At 63.2% G+C, this 22,600-nt stretch carries 19 protein-coding genes; 9 read left to right on the top strand and 10 right to left on the bottom strand.

Going from position 1 to position 22,600, the window contains the following annotated elements:
• Nucleotides 1-12 precede the first annotated feature (12 nt).
• Genes Q1A06_RS06875 through Q1A06_RS06860 form a run of 4 tightly spaced genes read left to right on the top strand, consistent with a single transcriptional unit; the run spans nt 13 to nt 4,197 of the window.
• Nucleotides 13-813, top strand: a complete 801-nt coding sequence (locus Q1A06_RS06875; RefSeq protein ID WP_366523514.1) for an endonuclease/exonuclease/phosphatase family protein — start codon at nt 13-15, stop codon at nt 811-813.
• A 53-nt stretch (nt 814-866) separates the two neighbouring features.
• Complete coding sequence (locus Q1A06_RS06870; protein ID WP_299560654.1) at nt 867-1,625, top strand: CDP-alcohol phosphatidyltransferase family protein; 759 nt, start codon at nt 867-869, stop codon at nt 1,623-1,625.
• Nucleotides 1,622-3,253 (top strand): sulfatase-like hydrolase/transferase, encoded by a 1,632-nt coding sequence (locus Q1A06_RS06865; protein ID WP_299560651.1) that lies wholly within the window; start codon nt 1,622-1,624, stop codon nt 3,251-3,253. Before Q1A06_RS06870 ends, Q1A06_RS06865 begins: the two co-directional genes overlap by 4 nt.
• Nucleotides 3,250-4,197, top strand: a complete 948-nt coding sequence (locus tag Q1A06_RS06860) for a lysylphosphatidylglycerol synthase transmembrane domain-containing protein (protein ID WP_299560648.1) — start codon at nt 3,250-3,252, stop codon at nt 4,195-4,197. The genes Q1A06_RS06865 and Q1A06_RS06860 overlap by 4 nt, the downstream gene beginning before the upstream one ends.
• Here Q1A06_RS06860 and Q1A06_RS06855 read toward each other — a convergent pair.
• The 7 genes from Q1A06_RS06855 to Q1A06_RS06825 form a co-directional block, all read right to left on the bottom strand.
• The gene (locus Q1A06_RS06855) at nt 4,180-5,235 is read right to left on the bottom strand and encodes a glycosyltransferase family 4 protein (RefSeq protein WP_299560645.1); all 1,056 of its coding nucleotides are present in this window, start codon (nt 5,233-5,235) and stop codon (nt 4,180-4,182) included. The two genes, Q1A06_RS06860 and Q1A06_RS06855, sit on opposite strands and share 18 nt — an antisense overlap.
• Nucleotides 5,236-5,262: 27 nt before the next feature.
• Nucleotides 5,263-6,117, bottom strand: a complete 855-nt coding sequence (locus Q1A06_RS06850) for an inositol monophosphatase family protein (RefSeq protein ID WP_299560642.1) — start codon at nt 6,115-6,117, stop codon at nt 5,263-5,265.
• Nucleotides 6,110-7,081, bottom strand: a complete 972-nt coding sequence (locus Q1A06_RS06845) for a zinc-binding alcohol dehydrogenase (protein ID WP_299560639.1) — start codon at nt 7,079-7,081, stop codon at nt 6,110-6,112. The genes Q1A06_RS06850 and Q1A06_RS06845 overlap by 8 nt, the downstream gene beginning before the upstream one ends.
• Entirely contained in the window at nt 7,081-7,611 is a 531-nt protein-coding gene (locus Q1A06_RS06840; protein ID WP_299560636.1) for a hypothetical protein, read from the bottom strand. The genes Q1A06_RS06845 and Q1A06_RS06840 overlap by 1 nt, the downstream gene beginning before the upstream one ends.
• A 56-nt stretch (nt 7,612-7,667) precedes the next feature.
• The gene (locus Q1A06_RS06835) at nt 7,668-8,483 is read right to left on the bottom strand and encodes a RibD family protein (protein ID WP_299560633.1); all 816 of its coding nucleotides are present in this window, start codon (nt 8,481-8,483) and stop codon (nt 7,668-7,670) included.
• 100 nt (nt 8,484-8,583) lie between these two features.
• The gene (locus Q1A06_RS06830; RefSeq protein ID WP_299560630.1) at nt 8,584-9,357 is read right to left on the bottom strand and encodes a class I SAM-dependent methyltransferase; all 774 of its coding nucleotides are present in this window, start codon (nt 9,355-9,357) and stop codon (nt 8,584-8,586) included.
• Between the two features lies 1 nt (nt 9,358).
• A complete protein-coding gene (locus Q1A06_RS06825; protein WP_299560627.1) occupies nt 9,359-9,754 on the bottom strand; it encodes a 6-carboxytetrahydropterin synthase in 396 nt (131 codons plus the stop codon).
• Between the two features lie 416 nt (nt 9,755-10,170).
• Here Q1A06_RS06825 and Q1A06_RS06820 point away from each other — a divergent pair, with 416 nt between their 5' ends.
• Genes Q1A06_RS06820 through Q1A06_RS06810 form a run of 3 tightly spaced genes read left to right on the top strand, consistent with a single transcriptional unit; the run spans nt 10,171 to nt 13,855 of the window.
• Nucleotides 10,171-10,680, top strand: coding sequence for a 2Fe-2S iron-sulfur cluster-binding protein (locus Q1A06_RS06820; protein ID WP_299562010.1), 510 nt, complete (start codon nt 10,171-10,173; stop codon nt 10,678-10,680).
• Nucleotides 10,677-11,660, top strand: a complete 984-nt coding sequence (locus tag Q1A06_RS06815) for a xanthine dehydrogenase family protein subunit M (protein WP_299560624.1) — start codon at nt 10,677-10,679, stop codon at nt 11,658-11,660. The genes Q1A06_RS06820 and Q1A06_RS06815 overlap by 4 nt, the downstream gene beginning before the upstream one ends.
• Nucleotides 11,657-13,855, top strand: a complete 2,199-nt coding sequence (locus Q1A06_RS06810; protein ID WP_299560621.1) for a xanthine dehydrogenase family protein molybdopterin-binding subunit — start codon at nt 11,657-11,659, stop codon at nt 13,853-13,855. Before Q1A06_RS06815 ends, Q1A06_RS06810 begins: the two co-directional genes overlap by 4 nt.
• 74 nt (nt 13,856-13,929) lie before the next feature.
• On the opposite strand, the gene Q1A06_RS06805 is transcribed toward Q1A06_RS06810, so the two are convergent.
• Genes Q1A06_RS06805 through Q1A06_RS06795 form a run of 3 tightly spaced genes read right to left on the bottom strand, consistent with a single transcriptional unit; the run spans nt 13,930 to nt 16,625 of the window.
• The gene (locus tag Q1A06_RS06805; RefSeq protein WP_299560618.1) at nt 13,930-15,084 is read right to left on the bottom strand and encodes a C45 family peptidase; all 1,155 of its coding nucleotides are present in this window, start codon (nt 15,082-15,084) and stop codon (nt 13,930-13,932) included.
• A gap of 1 nt (nt 15,085) precedes the next feature.
• On the bottom strand, nt 15,086-16,177 hold the full coding sequence (locus Q1A06_RS06800; protein ID WP_299560615.1) for a PHB depolymerase family esterase: 1,092 nt from the start codon (nt 16,175-16,177) through the stop codon (nt 15,086-15,088).
• Nucleotides 16,178-16,208: 31 nt separating this feature from the next.
• The gene (locus Q1A06_RS06795; RefSeq protein WP_299560612.1) at nt 16,209-16,625 is read right to left on the bottom strand and encodes a CopG family transcriptional regulator; all 417 of its coding nucleotides are present in this window, start codon (nt 16,623-16,625) and stop codon (nt 16,209-16,211) included.
• A gap of 323 nt (nt 16,626-16,948) precedes the next feature.
• On the opposite strand from Q1A06_RS06795, the gene Q1A06_RS06790 reads away from it, so the two are divergent.
• Nucleotides 16,949-18,622 carry a ShlB/FhaC/HecB family hemolysin secretion/activation protein gene (locus Q1A06_RS06790; RefSeq protein ID WP_299560609.1) on the top strand — a complete coding sequence of 558 codons (1,674 nt, stop codon included), beginning with the start codon at nt 16,949-16,951 and terminating at the stop codon, nt 18,620-18,622.
• A 64-nt stretch (nt 18,623-18,686) separates the two neighbouring features.
• A partial coding sequence (locus Q1A06_RS06785) for a filamentous hemagglutinin N-terminal domain-containing protein (protein ID WP_299560606.1) occupies nt 18,687-22,600 on the top strand: 3,914 nt, incomplete at its 3' end.

Raw genomic sequence — 22,600 nt, 5'->3', positions numbered from 1 at the left:
GCCGTATGCGGAATACATCCGGTAAAGCATCCCCGGAGGATATCCGCCATCGAACATCAAGCACGGTCTACCTACGGGTGCGCGACATGGAACGTCCACCGTGCGCGTGGCGGCGACACTAGGGTCGATCCGCAAAGAATTGAACGGGTGATCGCCAACGAGATCGCGGCGACACGGCCCGATATTCTTGCCCTGCAAGAAGCGGACGGTGAGCAGCCGCCCTATGACGGTCTGATCGATCCGCACCGGATCGAGGCAGCGACAGGACTGGACTGGTTACATCGCCCGACCGATGCCCGATGGGGCGCGCAAAGCCACGGCTTTCTCGGAACAGTGCTGTATCTGCATCCCGCGTTCGAGGTGCGCACACGCGCATTGATTGATCTGCCGGGACATTATCCGCGCGGTGCCGTGGTGGCGGAGGTCCGCCGCAACGGTCATGATCTGCGCATTATTGCAACGCATCTGTCGCTTCTTCAGGGGCTGCGCGCGGTGCAGATGCGCACCTTGGGACAGTACATCGCGCGGCGACCAAAAATGCGTACCTTGCTGCTGGGTGATCTGAACGAGTGGCGGCCCTGGGGCGGTCTCGCGCTCTCGCGACGGTTCTTCGGCAGCACGCTGCGCGGTGGCGCTGTGGCCAGCTTTCCCGTGCGGCGCCCGGTGTTGCCGCTGGACCGGATCTTGACGGACGATGCGACCGGGCCGACCGGGCTTGCCGCGCTCGACAGTCCCGCCATTCGCGCGGCGTCGGACCACCGGCCCTTGGTGGCGCGCATCTGCGCTGTTCCCTCGGGGCACAGCCGCGTGTGACGTTGTGATGTACGCTGTCTTGAAATCGGATGTTGAACGCTAAATCTGTAGAGATGAGAACCGGGAATCATTTTACCTTCAGACCTACCGTGCTGGCTTGGTGGCATATGTCGCGCGCCCAGGCGCAGGGGGCGCTGCTCGCGGCGTTTTTTGCTGTCGGTGTGGTTGTTCTTGTGCGTCTGCTCGATCCGGCAGGCGGGATCGCTGCACCAGCGATCGCTTTTGCTTTATATGCCTGCGCTGCCGCGGCATCGCTATACGCGATGGCACCTCTGGGGTATCCACGAGATGTTTACGGCAGTCCCAACGCCGTAACGCTCTTTCGCCTTGCACTCGTCTGTTCGCTGGCGGTGGCGTTGGTCGACCAGACCCTGCTGGACCGCGCAGGGCTGGCGATTTTCGCCGTCGCAGCATCCGCGCTCGCGCTCGACGGTCTGGATGGATGGCTTGCGCGCCATCAAAGCGTACCCTCGGCCTACGGTGCCCGGTTCGATATGGAAGTCGATGCCGGACTGGCCTGCATGCTTGCCCTCGTGCTTCTGGTTTCGGAGCGCGCCGGGCCCGAGCTTTTGATCCTCGGGTTCAGCCGCTACGCCTTTCTGGCGGCAGGGTTCCTTTTGGGGTGGCTGCGCGCGCCTCTGCCGGATCGCCTTGGCCGCAAGGTTGTGTGCGTCATCCAGATCGGGGCGCTTTGCCTCCTGCTGCTGCCCGTGTTCACCGATCAGACCGCCCGCGCAATCGCGCTGGGTGCCGCGGCCCTGCTTGTGTGGTCGTTCGGGCGCGACATCCGGTATCTGGCGCGGCAACGATGAATCGATCACGCATGCGGGCCTGTATCGCGGCAGCGGCTGGCGCAATGTTGCTGTACGTCCTGCTGGTGTTGCCCGCATCGCCCCGCGATCTGTCAGACGCAGCCCTGACGTTTCCGTTGGAGTGGGTGGTGCTCGTGTCGGGGCTTGTCGTGGTGCCGCCGCATTGGCGTGTTGGTGCCGCGTTAAGTGCATGCATTACCTTTGCCCTGATGCTCATCGTACTTCTCAAGATCGGTGATTTCGCAATGCTGTCGGCGCTCAACCGACCGTTCAGCCCTGTGGTCGACATGTTTCTGATACGGGCCGGGTTTGACGTGGTATCCGGCAGCATCGGGCCGGTTGCCGCGTGGATCGCGGCGAGCCTTGGTTTTGTTGCGTTTTGCACCCTGACATTCGCGGTATACCTTGCCCTGCGCAGGATCACGAGGCACCCTCTCTCGCCCCGCGCGCGCTTGGCGACAGGTGCAGTGTTTGCCGGAGCGGTGATCCTTGCCCTTGCGGATTATGGTAAAGCACGGGGGATATGGAGCATACCGGTGGAGCCGCCCGGTTCCGCCTCGAATGCCGTTCTGGCCGCAGCACAGATCACGCGTGGTCGGGATGCCCTGTCAGAATTGCGGCTGTTTCGCACGGCCGCGGCACGCGATCCCTACAAGGGCCAATCCGCGCTTTTCGACCGGACCGGCGGGCGTGATATCGTCGTCATATATATCGAGAGCTATGGCAAAACGAGTTTTGACAATCCTCTCTACGCGCCAACGCATGTCGGGACGCTGGGACGCGCAGAGGCGGAGTTGTCGGGCGCGGGCTACGCAATGCGCAGCGGGTGGCTGAACTCACCCACCGCCGGCGGGCAAAGCTGGCTGGCGCACGGCACCTTGGGTTCTGGTCTGCGCACCACCGATCAAGGGCGCTATGGCGCCATGCTGGCCTCCGGCCGACAAAGTCTGTTCCACCTCGCACAGGCGTCCGGATTTCGCACGGCGGCTGTCATGCCCGCAATCACACTGGCCTGGCCCGAAGGGCTGACGATGGGCTTCGATACCATCCTCGCTGCGGATGATCTGGGCTATGCCGGACTTCCGTTCAACTGGGTCACGATGCCGGATCAATACACGTTGTCGGCCTACGCGGCGCTGCTGCCGCCCGATCCGCGGCCCGATTTCCTTCAGATCGCGCTCATCTCGTCGCACGCACCCTGGGTCCCTGTACCCCGGATGATCGACTGGGCCGATGTGGGCGACGGCACGGTGTTCAACGAGATTGCAGCATCGGGCGATACACCGGCCGCAGTCTGGCGCGACCGTGACCGTGTGCGCGATCAGTACCGTCTGGCGGTCGACTATTCCCTCAAAGCCGCGACTGCCTACGCCGCGCGCCGCGATGACCTGCCGCTGTTTGTTATCCTCGGGGATCACCAGCCTGCCGGTTTTGTCGCAGGGAGCGACAGCCGTGATGTGGCCGTGCACCTGATCGGGCCGCCCGACCTGATTGCTCAGGCCGACGGATGGGAGTGGCAGGACGGGATGGTCCCGCAGGCGGATACACCGGTCTGGCCGATGGAGGATTTCCGCGACCGGTTCATCCGCGCCTACAGCACCCTGTCACGCATGGCGGACGCATCGTGACCCGGTGGCGCGAATATCTGCTGCGGTTGGCGGTGTCTCTGGCGCTTTTGGCCGCGTTGTTCTGGAGCGTGGATCCGTCTGCTACCTACCACCGTCTGCTGGAAACGGACCTGCGCTGGCTGTCCGTGTCAGTCGCCTGTTTTACGCTGATGACCGTCCTGATGGCGTGGCGCTGGCAGATCACGGCGCGCAGTCTGGGGGCCATGTTCGGCATTGGTTTTGCGGTGCGCGAATACTACCTGTCGCAGCTCGTGAACCTTTGCCTGCCGGGCGGTGTGCTTGGTGATGCGGGGCGTGCTGTCCGCGCCCCGCGCGGCGCGGGCGGGCTGAGCGGTTCCGCCCATGCGGTGATGATCGAGCGTCTCGCGGGGCAGGCGGCCGTGGCGCTTGTCTTGTTGGGCGGTGCGGTGCTGGCGCTGCTGCCAGGGGGTGTCGACTGGCCCGGTTGGCTGGTGCGCGGCGCGCTTTGGGGCAGTGTTTGTCTCGGTATTCTGGGGGCAGGCATCGCGATCTTGGCGCGGTTCGTCGGGCCGTTGCGCCGCTTCGTGAACGCGCTCGGGACGGCGTTGTTGGCCCCTGACGTAATCGGGCGGCAACTGGCGCTGTCGCTGGTGATTGCGCTGTTGATGGTCCTTGCGTTCTGGGCCGCTGCCCGTGGAACCGGTACCGTGATGTCCGTCGAAGCGGCGCTGGTCCTTGTGCCCCTGATCCTCAGCGCAATGATGATCCCGGTTTCGGTCGGCGGATGGGGCCTGCGCGAAGGAGCAGCTGCGGCGCTTTTCCCGATCATCGGCGCGGGAGCCGAGGCGGGGGTTGCGGCGGGTGTGGCCTATGGTCTTGCGCTGTTGATCGCAAGTGTGCCCGGCCTTTTGACGCTTGCTGCGTACCCAAGTCAAGGGATCGCTACTGCGGCTTCCACCGCGTCTTCAGGGCGCGGTAGATAGCGGCAGCCGGTCACGCACCAGTGCCGCCGCATCGGACCAACCCGCAAGTGCCTGACCCGCCGCGAAACTGGCCCGTGTGCAGGTCTCGCGGGCCTTGGCATCTGTCAAAAGACGCCTCAGCGCCCCGGCAAAAGCTTCGGGATCGTCCGCGGGCACCAGCATCCCGGCGCCCTTGGCGACAGTCTCCGGCACTGCGCCGACACGCGTCGACACGATGGGCAGCCCGTACGCCATCGCTTCGCCGAACACGATGCCATAGCCCTCGTAGCGGGTGGCAAGCGCGAACAGTGTCGCGCGCCGGTAGCGGCTTTCGAGTGCGGCGTCTGAGATCTCACCCGACAGGCGAACACGCTCGCGCAGGTCCAGATCCCTGATCTGTGCCGAAAGACGTGCGTTCATGCCCGGCTCGTGTTCGCGCCCGACAATATCGGCCTGCCACGGCAGATCGCCCAGCCGTGATAACGCCCGCAGCAGGATGTCGTGCCCTTTGCGCTGCGCCAGGATCCCGACGGACAGGATAAGCGGCGGCGTGTCCTTTGCGGCAGTGTCAATTTCGGCGACGGGGTCGAAACCGGGCCGCACCACGGTGACCCGGTCGGGCGAAATCTCGTAATGCTGCGAAAGGATTCCGCCGGTATGCGGACTGGTCACGAAAATATGCCGCGCCAGCGCCAGATTGGCCCGTTCGCGCGCAGCCATTGCATCGGCCAGACCGGCCTCAAGGCCGCTTTCAAGCGCCAGCGGGTGATGCACCAGTGCAAAAAGAGGCGCGCGCACATCGCGTAGACCGTCCGTATCCAGCGCACCATACGCCAGTCCGTCCACCAGGGCTGCGTCCTCTGGGGGAAGTGATTGCAACTGCGCGAGGGCAGATGTGGCGTGTGCGCGTGTCGGCGCGGGAAAGGTGTCTCCCAGCGCGATATGGCGCACGTCGACGCCAAGCGCGCAAAGCGCGTTCATCAGCTTGAGATCATATAGATATCCGCCGGTGCGTGTCTGGATGTCGCCGGGGACGGCAAAGACGAGAGTTCCGGTCATGTCAGTCCTTGAAATGCGTGAAAACGATCAGCCATGCCAACCCTCGCAGTCGGAACGGCGACCAATCTGCGCGGCGAGAGCGTCGCCGAGATCGGCGTTGCTGGCCACAAAGGACCCGGATGACAGCACGCTGTGACTCGGCCACAACGGTGCAATGCGGCCTCCTGCCTCCTGAACCAGCAACATCCCGGCGGCAACATCCCATGCGCCAAGGTTACGCTCCCAATAGCCGTCGTAGCGGCCTGCCGCTACATAGGCGAGATCCAGTGCCGCCGCCCCCCAGCGCCGCACGCCGGCCGATCTCGGCATCAACCGTTCCAGATCGCCAAGACAATCGGGCAGATAGGTGATGCGCCCGCCCGCCGGTACGCCGGTCGCGAACAACGCGGCATCCAGCGCAATACCCTTGGTCACCGTGATCGGAAGTCCATTGAGATGTGCGCCTGCGCCGCGTTCGGCAACGAAGGTTTCGGCCTTTGATGGATCATGAACGACGGCGCACAGGACATCCTCGCCCCGGCACAGCGCGATGGACACCGCCCAATGTGGCAGGCCGCGCAGGAAATTCGTGGTCCCGTCCAGCGGATCCACGATCCAGCGCAGATCACTGTTCCGGCCCGTGCGCGCGCCCGTTTCCTCACCCAACCAGCCGTAGGCCGGGTAGGCGCCCATCAGAACATCGGCGATCAGCGCCTCAGCGCTGCGGTCCGCCTCTGATACGAAATCGCCCGCGGATTTTTCATCGACGCGCAGATCGGTTCTGCGTTGCGACGCGGCGACCAATAGCGCACCGGCCTGGACCGCCGCATCGACCATGGTGCGCAGTGTATCGCTGGCGCCGTCGAAAACCGGCGTGGTCGCATCGTTGGGGGCATCAGTCATCGAACCGGACCCTGTGACACAGGGTTTGCGGATCGCCGAGGATAGCAGAATACGCCACAGCCAGCTCCTCAAAACGCGTCTCACCTGAGATCAGCGCGTCGAGCGTCGGGTCGGCCAACAGCGACAAAGCCACCTGCAGCCTGCGGCGATGGGTCCAGCGGGCTGCATGGCTTGGCGGGATGCGACCCACCTGCGAACTGAGCAGGCGCAACCGCCGCTGGTGAAACCGTCCGCCCAATGGAACTTGCGTGGTACCCTCGCCGTACCAGCTTGCCTCCACCACTGTGGCCTCGACTCCAGCAAGCGCAATCGCGGTGGCCAACCCCGCTGCCGTGGCAGAGGCGTGGATGACAACGTCTGCGGTATTCGGAGCCTCATCCGGCAGGGCAAAATTGCACCCCAGCGTGTCTGCCAATGTCGCGCGCCCCGGGTCGATATCGCACAGACACACCTCGGTGCCGGGAATTCGTCTGGCGAGATACCCCACCAACGCCCCCACGACGCCGCAGCCGACGACAACCACACGGTCCCCGGCCTGAACGCCCGCATCCCAAAGAATGTTCAGCGCGGTCTCCATATTCGCGGCCAGCACGGCGCGCGCGGCCGGGACGTCCGGCGGCACCGACAAAGCGGCTTCGACCGGTATTGAGAAGTAGTCCTGATGGGGGAAAAGAGCAAACACGATGTCACCCGCACCGGCACCGTCCAACAGGCGGCCAACGGCGGCATATCCATATTTCACCGGAAACGAGAAGTCTCCCTCCTGAAAAGGCGCGCGCATGGTCTCGTGTTCACCGTGCGACACGCGTCCTTCAAAGACCAGCTTTTCGGTGCCCTTGCTGATGCCCGTAAACATGGTTTCGATGACGACATGGGTATCGGGGACGTCATAGGGGGTTGTGCGCAGTGCCGCCTTATTTCTGGCGGTCATCCACAGCGCCCGTGCTTCGCGATCGAACTGCATCACAGGACTCCTCCGTGTTTCTGCGCGTTGGCAGCGCGCGCGAAGGCATCATCATCCTCGAGCGCCGACCGGTGATCGGCATTGCCCGTGTCGAGATACTTTTCCTGATGTACATAGACCCGGATCATGTTTGCCAAACCGTTGCCACGGCCTTCCTGATGGCGGTAGCGCCGGAGGCTGGCACCTTCCGATCCTGTCCGTCCAAGGTCCGCGCGCCTTTGCGGGCCGCAATCGCATTTTAAAGAGTCAGGCAAATCCCCGGCCCCATTGGTGAACTCGTGAAATGTATGCAATCGCTCGTTATTCGCGGCTTCGGTCGAGAACATTACGCTGGCAGGCTGGCCCGTAACGACAGGCTGGCGCGCAGCGGAAAGTATCTTCACGGCGTCTGAGAGTGTTCTGACCGCTGCCGAAATGGTGTCGTCGCTGTCCGACACGAAGACACAGGGCGACCCCATGCGCACATCGGTGACACAACGCGCGACCTTTCCGGTCGGCGCGGGCGAGAGCGTGTCGGTCTGTGTTGACATGTTTGCAGTCCTCGGTTTTCGGTCACTTGCGAGCGGTAGGGCAGGCGGCGCAGGTGTCAGTGTTCGGCAGTACACCCCGAATGGGTGCAGGTCGGACGTGGCGATGTGGCAGGCGTGAGCGCACAGTCGAAAACAACGTCCGATCCAAGTGCATACGCCTGCGTCATGGGCCGGCGTGCCTGTGCCAGCGTCGCGACCGGCGTCGTAGTTAGACCTTGCGGACCGGCACCGATCAGCACAGGCGCCACCGCAATGTGAAGTCGGGTCAGCGCGTCCGCCTCAAGAAATTGCGCGATTGTGACACCGCCACCTTCGATCAACAGTCTCTTGAGCCCCAGACCGCGCAGCGCCGAGATGATCGCATCCGGCGCGATCCAGTCACCGCGCGGCAGCCGGACCACTTCGACACCGGCGGGCCGCGGCTTGTCCACCGCCTGGATGACGATCCGCCGGGCATTGTCGCAGGTTAGCAGTCTTGTATCGTTGGGCAACCTGCCGGACGGGTCGATCACCACACGGGCGGAGTTTTCACCCGGTGCAAGGCGCACCGTCAGCCGCGGATTATCTTTCAGCGCGGTTTTGACTCCGACGACCACCGCATCGGACAGCGCGCGCATGCGGTGCAGATGCGCCAGCCCGTCGGGACCGGAGACATCCTGCGCATCGCCCGAAATCGTGGCGACCCGACCGTCGAGCGATTGACCGATCTGGGCGACAACACTAGTTTCGGCATCGGGCTGTGCAAGTGCTCCGTAAAGCGCAAGACTGCGCCGCTCGCCCGGTGACCAGGCGCCACAGCATAAACAGGCCCTGCCGTTGCGCACTGCCAGAATTCTGTCCCAGACACTCGGTGTCACGTCGACAAGGTTCATCTCGCCCTCCCTGAGGCCACTGCCAACACCCGTTCTGCTGCGGTATTCGGACAGCGATTGGAACATTCTTCGGTATGAAATAGCCCAGTATCGCGCAATGTCATGAGCCGTATTCCGGGGGAATGGCCAACAGATCGGTATGACCGACCTCGCAAAGACTGTGGTGTACGCCCGCATGGCGTGCGGCTGTCCACTCCGGTACGCCGCGATGGCCGGCCTCGCCGGCGGCGGCGCCAATGCCATCCAGAAGCGCGCTGTGCAGCGCGGCCTGTCCGGGCCCGATCCTCCACGGGCTGTTCTTCAGAGAGACGTCGAAACCCAGCGCATCGAACTGGGCTGCCGCCTGCACACCACTGTCGGGTCCAAGCGCGCGGCCAAGTCCTTTGTCACCGCGTTGATGCGCGTTGAACGCGTCCGTGATGCTTGCATCCTGCGGATGGTTGGGCGTCCAGAGCAAGTTGCCGTCATAGTTGAGTGCGGCATAGAAGGGGATGTGCGCGGCACGCAGGCGGTGCGCAAGCGCCGAAAGCCAGTGATGGGGCATCAGATCAAGCAGCGCGGACGCGGTCACCAATCCGACCCCGTCCAGAGGCAGCGCGTCGATGTCGCCCAAGTCACCCAAAATTTGAGCACTGTCAGAAAAGCTTTCGCGCGCAACTTTCAGCAGTGCGGGGTCATTGTCCACAAACCGCCATTTCAGATCTGGCGCGCCCGCCGCGTCGAAAGCCCGCGCGGTCGATCCTGTGCCGCTGCCAAGGTCGAGAACGGCTAGCCCCCCTGCGGCAATCGTCGCCGCTTGCCCGAGCAGATCCCGATCACGCGCTGCCATATCCGCAGGCTCACGCAGTGCCAGCCAGTCAACGGAGAACGCCACCCTAAATATCCGCTTCGTACCAACCGCGTGCGAGGTGACTTTCGTGCAGCATCACGCGGATCCGGCGCAGGCGCCCGTTGTCGCCGATCCCCTGCGATTTCGCGGCATCGCGCAGCTGTGCCCAAATATGGTGGCACAGAAACTCGGTGGTCGTGATCTTGCCCTCGAACTCCGGTACCTCGTCAAGATTGCAATACCGCAGGGGCGCAAGCGTGGCGGCCAAGGCGTCCGTAGCGAGCCCGATATCGACGACCAGCCCGTTATCGTCAAGATCGTCCGTATAGAACGCAGCGTCGACCACGAATGTGGCCCCGTGCATGCCCTGAGCGGGGCCGAAGACGGGCGAGGGCAGGGAGTGCGAAATCATGATGTGGTCGCGAACTTCAACAGCAAACATGTGGGGTCCAATTTTCTAAGTCGAGATGCTTGATCTACGGCCTCGCGTATCCGGGTCAAGCGTAGCGGGTAAAAATTCAGTCGGCCCCTCTGTCACAGAGCTGAGAGGTGCGTGTCCCGATCTCGGTCCGAGGCTCCAACTTAGGGGCAACAGACGCAGAGCGTCGCTGCGTTCTGTGGGGGTTAAACCGCAACTCGCGCAAAAGGGGAACTTATGCGGCAGGTTAGCGTTCTCAAAGTGTCGCACCGCGGTTGCCAAAACACCCAAGGACACTGCCACCGTCCGGTCGTACGAAAAAATCCTCAAGTCAGCGGCGTTCGGAAGAACGTCACGCTTGGCCGATAGATCCATCCCTTACGCGATCGTCCTGCACCGGACGCCCGCACACTTCTACCAGAAAGGCCCTATCCATGTCTCTGAAGACTCAGCTCAAGATCAACGGGGAGGCGCATGAGATAGACGCTGATCCGCGTACGTCACTTCTGGATGCGCTGCGCCATCATCTCGACCTTACCGGGACGAAGAAGGGATGCGATCATGGCCAATGCGGCGCCTGTACCGTGCTGATCAACGGACGGCGGATCAACGCCTGTCTGACGCTGGCCTGCATGCACGACGGCGATGACATTACCACCGTCGAAGGCCTCGGCACTCCGGAGAAAATGTCGCCGCTGCAAGAGGCGTTCGTACGTCACGACGGGTTTCAGTGCGGCTACTGCACCGCTGGCCAGATCTGTTCGGCGACTGCGATGCTTGAAGAAGCCCGTGCCGGGTGGCCATCGAATGTATCCGAGACGCTGGCTGAGGATGTCGTGCTGTCGGATGCGGAAATCTCCGAGCGAATGAGCGGCAATCTGTGCCGTTGCTCCGCGTACCCCGGAATAGTGCGTGCTATCCGCGAAGCCGCTGAGGGAGAAACACCATGAAAGAGTTTGAATATGCCCGTGCCGCCAGCCGGACCGACGCGACGCACCACGCCGCGACCGGGGCGACGATTATCGCAGGCGGAACAAATCTGCTCGATCTGATGAAACTTGAGGTCATGGCGCCGGACGCGCTCGTGGACATCAACCGGCTTGAGTTGCACCAGATCACGGACACCGAAGACGGTGGCGTGCGGATCGGTGCATTGGTCAGCAACAGCGATCTCGCCGCGCATGGGCGGATACGGCAGGAGTACGAGGTGTTGTCGCGGGCGCTTTTGGCCGGTGCGTCGGGACAGTTGCGTAACAAGGCGACCACGGGTGGCAATCTGTTGCAACGCACGCGCTGTGCCTATTTTTATGACACAGCTATGCCGTGCAACAAGCGCGAGCCGGGCAGTGGATGTCAGGCAAGAGAAGGGTTCAACCGCATCCTCGCTATTCTGGGGACGAGCGAGCACTGCATCGCAACGCACCCGTCCGACATGGCTGTCGCGATGATGGCGCTGGACGCCGTTGTCGAGGTTGAAGACACGGCGGGCGATATGAGACGCATCCCGCTCGGCGACTTCTACTGTCTGCCCGGTGATACGCCCGAAATCGAAACGGTGCTGAAGCCCGGCGATCTGATCACCGCCGTTCTGCTGCCTGCACCAGAACCGGGCACGCATATTTACCGCAAGGTCCGCGACCGGGCCTCCTACGCCTTCGCGCTCGTGTCGGTTGCGGCGGTCATCCGTATCGACGACGGAAAAATTGCCCGCGCGACGCTGGCCTTTGGCGGTGTCGCCCCTAAGCCGTGGCGCAACGACGCTGTCGAGGATGCGTTGATTGGCAACAGACCGTCCGACGCGCTGTTCGACAAGGCTGCGGACATCCTTCTTGCCGATGCGCGCGGTTACGGCGCGAATGATTTCAAGATCCCACTTGCCCGCCGCACGCTCAAGGCCGTGCTGCGCACAGCGACGGAGACAAACCAATGAGCGCACATCACAAGATGGACACAAAGCAGCCGGATGTCCTTGCCGACATGGCGCAGGGCATCGTGGGCACTGCGGCACCGCGCAGGGACGGTCCATTGAAAGTCAGCGGGCAGGCGCAATATGCGGCGGAATTCGGGGACGGATCCGAAGCTGTAGGAGTGTTGGTCCGTGCCACTGTCGTAAAGGGGAAGGTGACACAGATCGACGAACAGGCGCTGCGTGCGATGCCGGGTGTGCTTGCGGTCATCACCGACGAGCGGCTGTTGCGCAACCCCGCGCAAGGCACCGCAAACGAAGCTCCGGTCCAGGGGCCACGCGACGTTGCCTATTTCGGACAACCCATCGCGCTTGTCGTTGCCGAGACATTCGAACAGGCCCGGCACGCGGCACAATCCGCGCAGGTGAGCTACTCTGCTCAGGCGGGGGCGACTGATCCGGACGATCCCGATGCCGTCATTGACCGGCCTGATGGCAAGCAGACCGAGCAGGGGGATATAGATGCTGCGATGTCACAGGCCCATGCCAGCGTTGACGCCGTGTATACGACGCCCTCGCAAAACAGTGCGGCGATGGAGCCACATGCGTCCCTGGCGCAGTGGGAGGGCGACAAGCTGACACTGTATGGCTCCTACCAGATGCTTAAATACAACCGTAATGAGCTCGCGGATGCCTTGGGTATCGACGCTGAAAACGTCCGTGTTCTGGCCCTCTATGTCGGTGGCGGATTCGGGTCCAAGCTGGGCATCGCACCCGAAGCGGTGGCTGCTGCAATCGCGGCCAAGGAACTGGAGCGGCCGGTACGCGTAGTCATGACCCGCGCGCAGGTATTCGAGACAACGATGCGCCGCAGCGGCACCCGCCAGCGGCTGCGTCTGGCGGCAGACGCGCAAGGCAATCTGACGGCAATTGGCCACGACGCGACCGTGTCGAACCTACCCGGCGAGGCGTTTAGCGAACCCGTCGCTCTCGCCACCCATTTTCTCTATGCAGGCAAGAACCGTGCCTATTCGCACCAGATCGCGCGCATTCACCGCACCTGTGCCGGATCCATGCGCGCGCCCGGTGAAGCGGTCGGGATGCTTGCGCTGGAAAACGCGATGGACGAGTTGGCTCATGAGACAGGCATAGATCCCGTCGACTTGCGTTTGCGCAACATCCCCGACGTCCACCCCGAAAACGGCAAGGAATTTTCGTCCCGCAGATTTGCGGATTGCCTGACCGAGGGGGCGCAGCGATTTGGATGGGAAAAACGCAACGCCACACCGGGACAGAACCGCGAAGGCGAATGGCTGATCGGGCACGGCATGGCGTCCGCCGCACGCGGCAACATCCTGTCGGAGGCAAAGGCGCGCGTCATTCTGAACCCCGACGCGACAGTGGTTGTCGAGACGGACATGACGGACATCGGTACCGGCACCTATACAATACTCGCCCAGATTGCTGCGGAATTGCTCGGACTGCCGCTAGACGACGTCACTGTGAAATTGGGTGATACCGATCTGCCCCCCGGCGCTGGCTCCGGCGGATCATGGGGCGCAAGCTCTGTCGGATCGGCCGTGTTCCTTGCCTGTCAGTCCTTACGCGGCGATGTTGCCGAAATGCTTGGCGCACGGGCATCCGACCTGACCTTGAAAGACGGCATGGCGACTTCCGGCAACGTACGCAAAAAGCTCAGCGCGCTCTTAAGCGAAACGCTGACGGCGACCGGTCATATCGAGCCGGGAGACACGAGCGAGGTGGTGCAACACGCGGGCTTCGGCGCGCATTTCGCGGAAGTTGCGGTAAATGCCGTGACGGGCGAAACCCGTGTGCGGCGGATGCTGGGTGTGTTTTCGGCGGGGCGCATCCTTAACGTGCAGACCGCGACATCCCAATGCCACGGCGGCATGATCTTCGGGATCGGGGCGGCGCTGACCGAGGACCTGGTCCACGATCAACGCGACGGTCATGTCGTCAACCACAACCTCGCCGAATACCATGTCCCGGTGAATCTCGATGTGCCGCAACTTGATGTTGTGTTTTTTGAGGAACGTGATGAATGGGCCAACCCGATCCAATCCAAAGGGGTGGGAGAGCTTGGCATTTCAGGCGCCGGCGCGGCGGTGACCAATGCGATCTTCAACGCAACCGGGGTGCGCGTGCGCGACTATCCCGCAACATTGGACAAGATCATACCGGATCTGCCCGATCCGTAATGGATCTTCGTATCGGACGGGCCCTGCTTGTACGTCCAAGCAGGGCCCGCTTATTCGTGTAGGCTTAGCCGGTTCTATGCGACGTCGGCCAGATACGACCTGATCGGGCGCCCTTTGCCGCTGGCATAATCCGATGCAACCTTGCTCCAGTCGATGCGCGCGGCCCTGGTCCAGTCGGGCGCGCTTTGCGTGTAGGTGTCGCCTTGCAGATCACTGACCGCCTCTCGCGGCGGCAGTGGATTGTTGGCGGCGTCGGGTATCCGCGCGTAGTCGACAATGCGCTGACCTTCCTCGAACGCGGTCAGAGACTGATCCCACCGCGTCCCGTTCAGCGTGAGACCGAGCGTACCGGCGGAAGGATCGTATTCCGCCGTGAACAGTGTGCCGAACCCTTGCGCGTACCGGTTTTGCAAAAGCGGTCCTTTCAGGAACGCCGCGTTGAGCGCGGTCGGAGATGCATCCAACTGCGCGAGATGCGCGTGGCGCTCGAAACTGCGGGTAAACGCGGGATGGTCCGCTTGGCTGGGCGCGCTTTGGTGATTTGCCGCGATCGCCTGCGGCATCCGGCGCGCCCCGCCGCCGGGCGACATCTCGACACTCGCGGTGTTGCCTGCGGCGTCTGCCAGCACAACATTGTACGCCATATGCGACGGGATCCGTTTGAGCGCGGTCATCGCTTCATCAACAGTGGTGCAGGTTTCCAGCAGGTACCGCAGGATCGTCGTGATCCCAAAACCGTCGGCGGACTCTGACCGCCCCCCATAGGCAAGTGCGACGCTGAGACCAGCATCGTTGATGCCATCCGAAAGCCCCCACAGGAATTCGACCATGCCCATCACGGCGCCCCCGGTCCATTCGGTCCTCAAGAGCAGCCCTTCGTTCAGGTCAGGTGAAAGATCGTAATTACGCACCAGTCGCACGTCGCGCCCGTCGGCCACCGCAGCAAGCGAGCAGCCTCCCAGATAGGTTGGCGGGCACCAGGTCGACAGGAACCGCGCTGCTCTCTCCGAGCCGCCCGCCAATGTGACCAGACGGTCGTAGACCGGTACCAGCTCTGGCATGAAGTGCGTCAGCTTGTCCCGGCAGGTGCGCGCCGACGGGCCGGAGTCCCCGCCGCGCGCAAGGAACCACGCCTCGTAGGCGGGCCAGGACCGGTGCCAGCGGGCGGCCCATTTCGGTCCGGGTATAGCTTCGTCCACGGCGTCGAAAGTCAGGGTAAGATTGGTCATGTCATTTGCTCTCAGAAGTGGTTTCAAAAAAGAAACGGATCATTTCACCGCTCGCATCCGGCCCCGCAGGATCGGTGTAGGATCCGGCGGGCTGCCCGCCGGACCATGCATGGCCGAGGCCGTCGATGCGCCAGTGCTCCAGCACCGGCCGGCCCTGTTGCGTCGTCGTAACCGTGCGGTCCACACGCCGGCCTGCGACGGTGCTTTGGTTGTCTGTCACCAACGGCTGGTGGACATCCGGATGATGCGCGTCACGCGCGATCCGGTCGCCATTGGATGGGTGCACAGTCGTGTCCGCAGATCCGTGAAACACGATGGTCGGCACGGTGCCTTTGACCGAAGACCCGGCCGCGCGCGGCGCCTGGCCTGCCATAGCGGCAAAAGCCGATGGCATGTCCGTCGCTGCAGCGAAGGGCAGGCCCGAATGGGCACCTACGGCGGAGAAAACCTCTGGATAGGTCTCGCCAAGGATAACGGCCATCGCCGCGCCGGCGGAAAGACCTGCGACGAAAACGGGTGTCGTCGGGGTTGCATGCTGCGAGGCTACCTGCGCCACCAGACCGGCAAGCAGGGCGGGTTCGCCCCGGCCGCGCATCTGGTCGCCCCGCCGGAACCAGTTCCAACAGGATTGTGCATTCTCTCCGCGTGCCTGATGCGGATAGACAACGGCCAGCCGGTGCGTTTCGGCCAGCGCATTCATACCCGTTCCTGCGGCAAAATCCTCTGGTGTCTGTGTGCAGCCGTGCAGCATCAGTACGACGCCCGCGATGCCTTGCGTGCCTGTGGACGGTACGTAAGTGCGATAGGCACGGGTGCCCGAGGCGCAGGTATAGGTCTGTCGCTCGAAACTGGCACCGGCAGGAAGTGCTGCCTCGACAGAGGGTGCGCGACGGTGTGCGGTGCCCAATCTGCCAAACAGGCCCGTGATATCCGGCGATGCGAACGGCAGGCCACCGGCGTCACCTTCCTGCGCGGCAGGCATCAGCCCGTGCTGCGCGAGGGTTCTGCGTACCAGATCGGAAGCGGCGCTGTAGTGCGCGACGCGTGCGTCATCGGTCGCCCGGTGGGGTGCACCGGCGTTAAATCTTTTCATGTTCTTTCCTTTTTGATCGGCGTTGAAACGCCTATTTGATGCGGTCGGCGAGTGCCTTCTTGAGATCGGGACTGGCTTGCAGGGCGCCGAGAACCGTAATCGAACCGATGGTCGCCAGCGCCAGTTCCGGCGTGACATCCGGGTCGATCCGCGCGAGACCGACGACCTTGACGTGCAGCACTTCGCCCGCGGCGCGCAGCGCCTCCAGGTCCGACACGCTGAAATCGCGCAGACCCAATTCCATCGTGTGTCGTTCGATTGACTTGCTCACAACCTCGTTGTGCGCCTCCAGCCCATTGCGGATCGCCGTACGGATGAAATCGCTGCGGTTTGAATAGAACCCTTCCTGCACCAGAAGATCGATGCGGCCGAGGTCCACGTAGCCGAGATTGATCGTGATCTTTTCGCTTTCGGGTGTCTTGTCGCGCAGCTGTCTGACGTTGGTCATTATCAAAACTCCATCTGATTGGATGGTATATGGATGGTAATTGTCACCAGATCAAGATCGAATAGCGCGCGAAGCGTAAATGTGGCGGCTTTTCGCTGCGGTGCTACCCCGTGGTTCGCACCGATCTGTGACGCGTAGCGGCGCAAAAATGTAGAAATTCCTTGCAAACTGCGCCATTGCGCGGGTTACTCTACGTCAAGAGCCTGTGATTTTTGGCTCATGTACTATTTTCGTGTCCGGTTTGTCCGAATTTATTGTCTGGAGTGCGCCCGATGGTGATCCGAAACCTGCGTCCGAGAACCGTTGCGTCCTGTGCTCTTGCGATGGCTTTGGTGCTTTCCGATAGCGTCGGCGCACAAGACGCCAACACCGCAAGCAGCGTGACGCCCGACAGCTTCATCCCACCGCTGCAAAAGCTCGACGGCGCGATCGTGTTTTCCGGCGCGACCAGCACCGAAGCCCCTCCGGGCGCGGAGCGGATCGGCATCACACTTTCGGGTGTATCGTTGCAAGGCGGGTTGCCGCAGATGGCGCAAGCCAACGCCGCGCTCGAGGCGCGGCTGACGCGAGGCCGTGTACCGGTGTCGGAACTTTTCAACGCTGTCGGTGCGCTGGAGGAAGCCTATGCCAACGCCGGTTTCGTTCTGGCCCGGGTCGTGCTGCCCCAACAAAGTCTGCGCGACGGCGGTGTCCTGAGAGTGGTCGTGGTGGACGGTTTCGTCGAGACAGTGGACCGCAGCAACGTCCCGCCTGAGGTGCAGCGGCGGATCGACCAGCTGACCGCGCCGCTGGTCAACCGCAAGGGGCTCACGCTGGCCGAGCTTGAGAGACAGCTTTTGCTGGCGGGCGACACCGCCGGCGTTGCACTTGGCACGGTGCTGGGGGCGGGACAACGCCCGGGGGGGACGGTGCTGACACTGGATCCGGAGTACCAGAAAATCACTGGTTTTGTCGGTTTCGACAACAACGCCTCGGATGAGCTGGGCCGCCTGACGCTGAATGCGGGCATCGAATTCAACAGCCCTTTCGGATACGGTGAAACGCTGTACCTCCGCGCGTCGGGTGCGCCGAGCGATTATCTGGGCAGCGATCCGCGCTACCGCGTTCTGGCAGGTGGCTTCGTGGTGCCGCTTGGGCCATCCGGTCTGGTCCTCAACGCAGAAGTAACCACCAGCGACACGACCCCCGACGACGATGCGGCGCCGACTCGGTCGAACTTCGACCGTCAGTCCCTGCGGCTGATCTATCCGCTGATCCGCGCGCGGCAGCTTAACGTTAGCACGCAGTTCTCGATCGATCGCCAGCGCGACAGCCAGGATCTGATTTCCGGGGGCATCACGCCGATCTACGAGGACAAGACGACCGTGCTGCGGTTCGGCGGCAACGTCAGCTATATCCACGACGACGGAGCGTTCACCGATGCCGGTGCCGTTCTGTCGCGCGGCGTCGATGTATGGGGCGCGCGCAGTGCTGCTGACGCCGGTGTGGGAACACCTCTGTCACGTCAGGGCGCCGATGCCGATTTTACCAAGCTGAGCTTTTCAGGCTATCATCAGCGCGCCCTGAGCGAGAGCATCGTATTGGCGGTGACAGGGCGTGCGCAGATCTCTTTTGGAGACGCGCTTGTCACGGCGGAGCAATTCGGCCTGTCGGGCGTGCGCGAACTGTCGGGATTTGAATCCGGCGAATTGCGCGGTGACAGCGGCTGGGTCGTGCGAGCCGAGATCGCGCACCAGACCAAGACCGCGCTGGGCAACACGCCTGTCGTCGTAAGCCCCTATGTCTTTCTTGCTGCGGGCGGAATTTCGATTGAACGGCCCACGGCGCTTGAGCGCAACAGCGAGAACGCCCAGTCCTACGGCGTCGGGCTGGACCTAATTTCACAGACAGATTCACGTTTCAGAGCAAGCAGTTTGAGGGTCGAAGTGGCCAGAGGAGAACGGAACCATGGTTCGGATGACACGCGTTTCAGCATTTCGGGTAATTTCCGCTTCTGATTCCCGGGGGCCTGTCCGCCTGACACCGCTAACCCTGGTTCTTCTGGGGTTTCTACAGCCGCATATGGCCCTTGCCGAAACGGTCCTGCCGCAGGGTGGCAGCGTCATCAAGGGCAATGTCACCATCTCGACGCCGGGTGCGGGGCGGATGGTGCTGAACCAGGGCAGCGACCGTGCGATCGTGAACTGGGACGGGTTTTCCATCGGGCGCGGCGGGTCGGTCGACATCCGCCAGCCCGACACCTCGAGCGCGATCCTGAACCGCGTGACCGGTGATACGACGAGCCAGATCCACGGCCGGCTGACCGCGACGGGGCAGGTGTTCGTCGTCAATCCCAACGGTCTGTTCATCGGTCCGCAGGGCGAAGTTCGCGCGCAGGGCGGATTTGTCGGCTCCACGCTGGATACGAACGACGACGATTTCATGGCGGGGCGCCTGCGTTTCGACGGGGTGGGCAGCTCAGCCGCCGTGGACAACGCGGGCCGGATCATCATCGGGCGCGGCGGATTTGCGGCCCTTCTGGGCGGTCGCGTCTCGAACTCCGGTCTTGTCATGGTGCCGATGGGCCGGATCGGCTTTGGCGCGGGCGAGCGTACGACGCTCGATCTGTCAGGCGACCGTTTCCTGCAGGTTGAGATCCCTTCCGAGGGCGGCGACGAGATGCGCGCACTGATCGAGCATTCAGGCACGGTCTCTGCCGATGGCGGGTTGATCGAGATGCAGGCGGCAACTGCGCGACACGCGGCCCGCCATGCGATCAACCTGTCGGGCGTGGCCGAGGCGCGCTCGGTCTCCGTCAGCAACGGCACGATCACGCTGGGCGGTGGTGCGGGTGGTCGGGTGACGGTTTCGGGCCGCGCGACAACGCGGGCGAAGAAACAACGGCGCCCGGCCATCATCGTGGCGCAATCGCGCCGCCCTGCGGCCCGGCCCGGCGGCGGTGATGTCACTATCACAGGCCGCGATATCTCGCTGATCGGCGCGAAGATCGACGCCAGCGGCGGCGGTGGAATCGTGCGCATCGGCGGCGATTACCAGGGCGGCGACACGTTGCCCACAGCACTCTACCTTGGCGTCGATGTCGACACCACGATCACCGCCGATGCAGGTGCGCGCGGTGACGCAGGCCGTGTGATCCTGTGGTCCGACACCTGGACTGAATTCGCCGGCACCATCTCAGCACGCGGCGGTACGTCGGCAGGGGACGGCGGTTTTGTCGAAGTTTCCGGCAAGCAAACGCTCGCGTTCAGCGGCATGGTTGATACCAGTGCCCCCCACGGCGCGTTCGGGACACTGCTGCTCGATCCATACAACGTAACAATTGACGATGTACCGACATCGGGCGGCACGCTGACGGCAACTGACTTAACACCGAACGCTGACAATTCGACCCTGTCAGTCACCCAGCTTGAAGACAACCTGGGGCGTAACAATGTGACAGTTTCGACCGGTAGCGCGACCGTCGGCGCGCAAAACGGCGATATCACCGTCGCTTCGCAAATAGACTGGACGGCGCCGACCGTTCTGGCACTTCAGGCCGCCGGAGACGTGCGGTTCGATGCCGGTGTCGATGCGGATGCGGGTGGCTTGCAGATCGACGCAGGCGGTGCGATCACCACCGGCCCCGCCGGTTCCGTGAACGTGGGCACGTTCGAGCTGTTGCGCGGCGACTGGGCCCAGCTTGGCGCGGCGCTGCCAGCATTCGATGCGACCGACTTTCAGGTCGCACAGAACACCGACACCGGCTTTCTACGCGCGCTCGGCGGCACCGGTACTGCGGCGGATCCGTACCTGCTGACCGATATCTACGGGGTACAGGGGCTCAGGACACAGGCCTTGCTGAACCAAAGCTTTGCGCTGGCGAACGACATCGAGGCCTCGGGGACCGAAAACTGGAACAGCGGCGACGGTTTCGCCGCAATCGACGGCCTGAGCGGATCGGCGTTTGGCGGCACGTTCGACGGTCAGGAGAATGCCATCAACAATCTGGCTTCCAATGATTTCGATGCCGCGCTTTTCGCCAGGACCGACGGGGCGGACATCCAGGATCTGACCCTTGGAAACGTGCTCATTGGCGGGTCGAATATTTCCGCCGCCTTGATCGGAACGGCGATTGATACGACGATCGAGAACGTCACCGCCACCGGCATCGTCGCCAATGAATTCGGAACCATCGCCGGCGGGCTGGTGGGGGACATGCGCGGCGCCGGAGGAACGCTGAACAACAGCCGGTTCGAGGGCCGTGTTTCCGCCGAGAACGAGTCCGATACCGATCTGATTGTTGGTGGCCTTGTCGGGCGTAGTTTCCTCTCTACGCTGTCCAACAGCACCTTTACCGGTCAGGTTCTCGAAACAGGGACAACCATCGGCCAGCGGCACGTCGGCGGCGCGGTCGGCATCAACGGCGGTGCCGTCGATACAGTCACGACATCCGGTACGGTTGCCGCAGACGGAAGTGGCGGACCGCTGTACATCGGTGGGCTTACAGGGGAAAACACCTCGATCGAAGGCATCACCAACGCCACCAGTGCGATGGCTTTGTCGGTGGAAAGCGCATTGGAAGATGCCGTTTATGCAGGCGGGCTTGCGGGTTACAACATCGGATCCATCACCGGCTCGGACGCCACCGGCAACCTTTCGATCGCAGCCGCAGGATCGGATCTGCGCATCGGCGGGCTGATCGGTTTCAACGAAAACAGCGCGGTCCGTCCGGTCACGGACGTCACGGCGTCCGGCAGCATCGATGTGTCGAACGAAGCTTTGGTCGAAGGCGTGCGTACAACCGAGGCAGGCGGGCTCGTCGGCGTAAACTTTGGCCCCATCAGCGGCGCCACGGCATCGGGCAATCTCACGGTTAGCTCGGCGCTTGTAAACAGTTTTGTGGGAGGTTTTGTCGGTACCAACGGTCGCGGCAGCGACAGCGGCGGCCCCGGTGAGATCAGCGAGGCGGCCGCGACCGGCGCTGCGTCCTACGCCACCGACCTCGAAGGTGTCGTGGGTGGGTTCGCGGCCCGCAACGAGGGCACCATCACGGACGCATTCGCCAGTGGCGATGCAAGCCTGTCCATGCTGGCCTTCAACGGCAGCACGAGCGGAGCTAACTACGCGTCGTCGGTCGGCGGCTTTACCGGGCTGAACTCCGATACTCAGACCCGCACAGCGGCGCGCGGTTCCGCATCGGGGCAGACCCTCTCGGTGCCGGTCGCCGTTGGAGGGCACACCGGTACTCAGTTCAGCGGCACGACCCGCGACAGCTACGCCAGTGGCGATGTGTCGGCGTCCAGTTTCGCTCGTAAATTCGTTGGAGGGCTCATCGGCGCTCTTGGAGGCGGCACCGTTCTCAACACCTACTCGAACGGCATCGTATCGAATGAGGGTGAAGGTGTTGCGACAGTCGGCGGGCTGATCGGACAGAACGCCGAAGCGACGGTTACGGCGTCCTATTGGGATGTCGACACGGCGGGCCAAGCGGATACCGGCGATGCAAGCCTCGGAGAAGGGCTGAGCACGGTAGAGTTCGAGGACACAGAAGGGTTTTTCACACGCGCCGAGGCGGCAGGATGGGATTTCGCGAACGTCTGGGCACCCGGTGCCATCAACCGCTACCCGTCGATCTACACAATAGACAGGGTTGTGTTCGCGACGCCTGGCGCCCTGGTACTTACATACGGCCAGACGACAACCGCCGTCGCCCGCGGAACCGTCTCTGGCGGACCGGGCATCTACGTTTTCGCTGACGCGGGCGAGACGCTGGACACGACGCCCCTCTTTGAAACGCCGACCTTTGTGGACAATACCGTTGGTACACAGATTTTCACGCTGGACACGACGCCGCTGACAAGTTCCACCCTGCGCGACTATGCCGTTGTCGCGCGCGAGGGCAGTGCGGAGATCACTCCTGCGCCGCTGCAGTTGACGGTGAACGACGCGGCCAAGACCTACGGCAGTGCGCTGGCGTTCGACGGGACGGAGTTCGC

This window comes from uncultured Sulfitobacter sp. (assembly GCF_947497275.1).
Lineage (GTDB): Bacteria > Pseudomonadota > Alphaproteobacteria > Rhodobacterales > Rhodobacteraceae > Sulfitobacter.
This window is presented reverse-complemented; position numbering and strand designations above follow the sequence as displayed.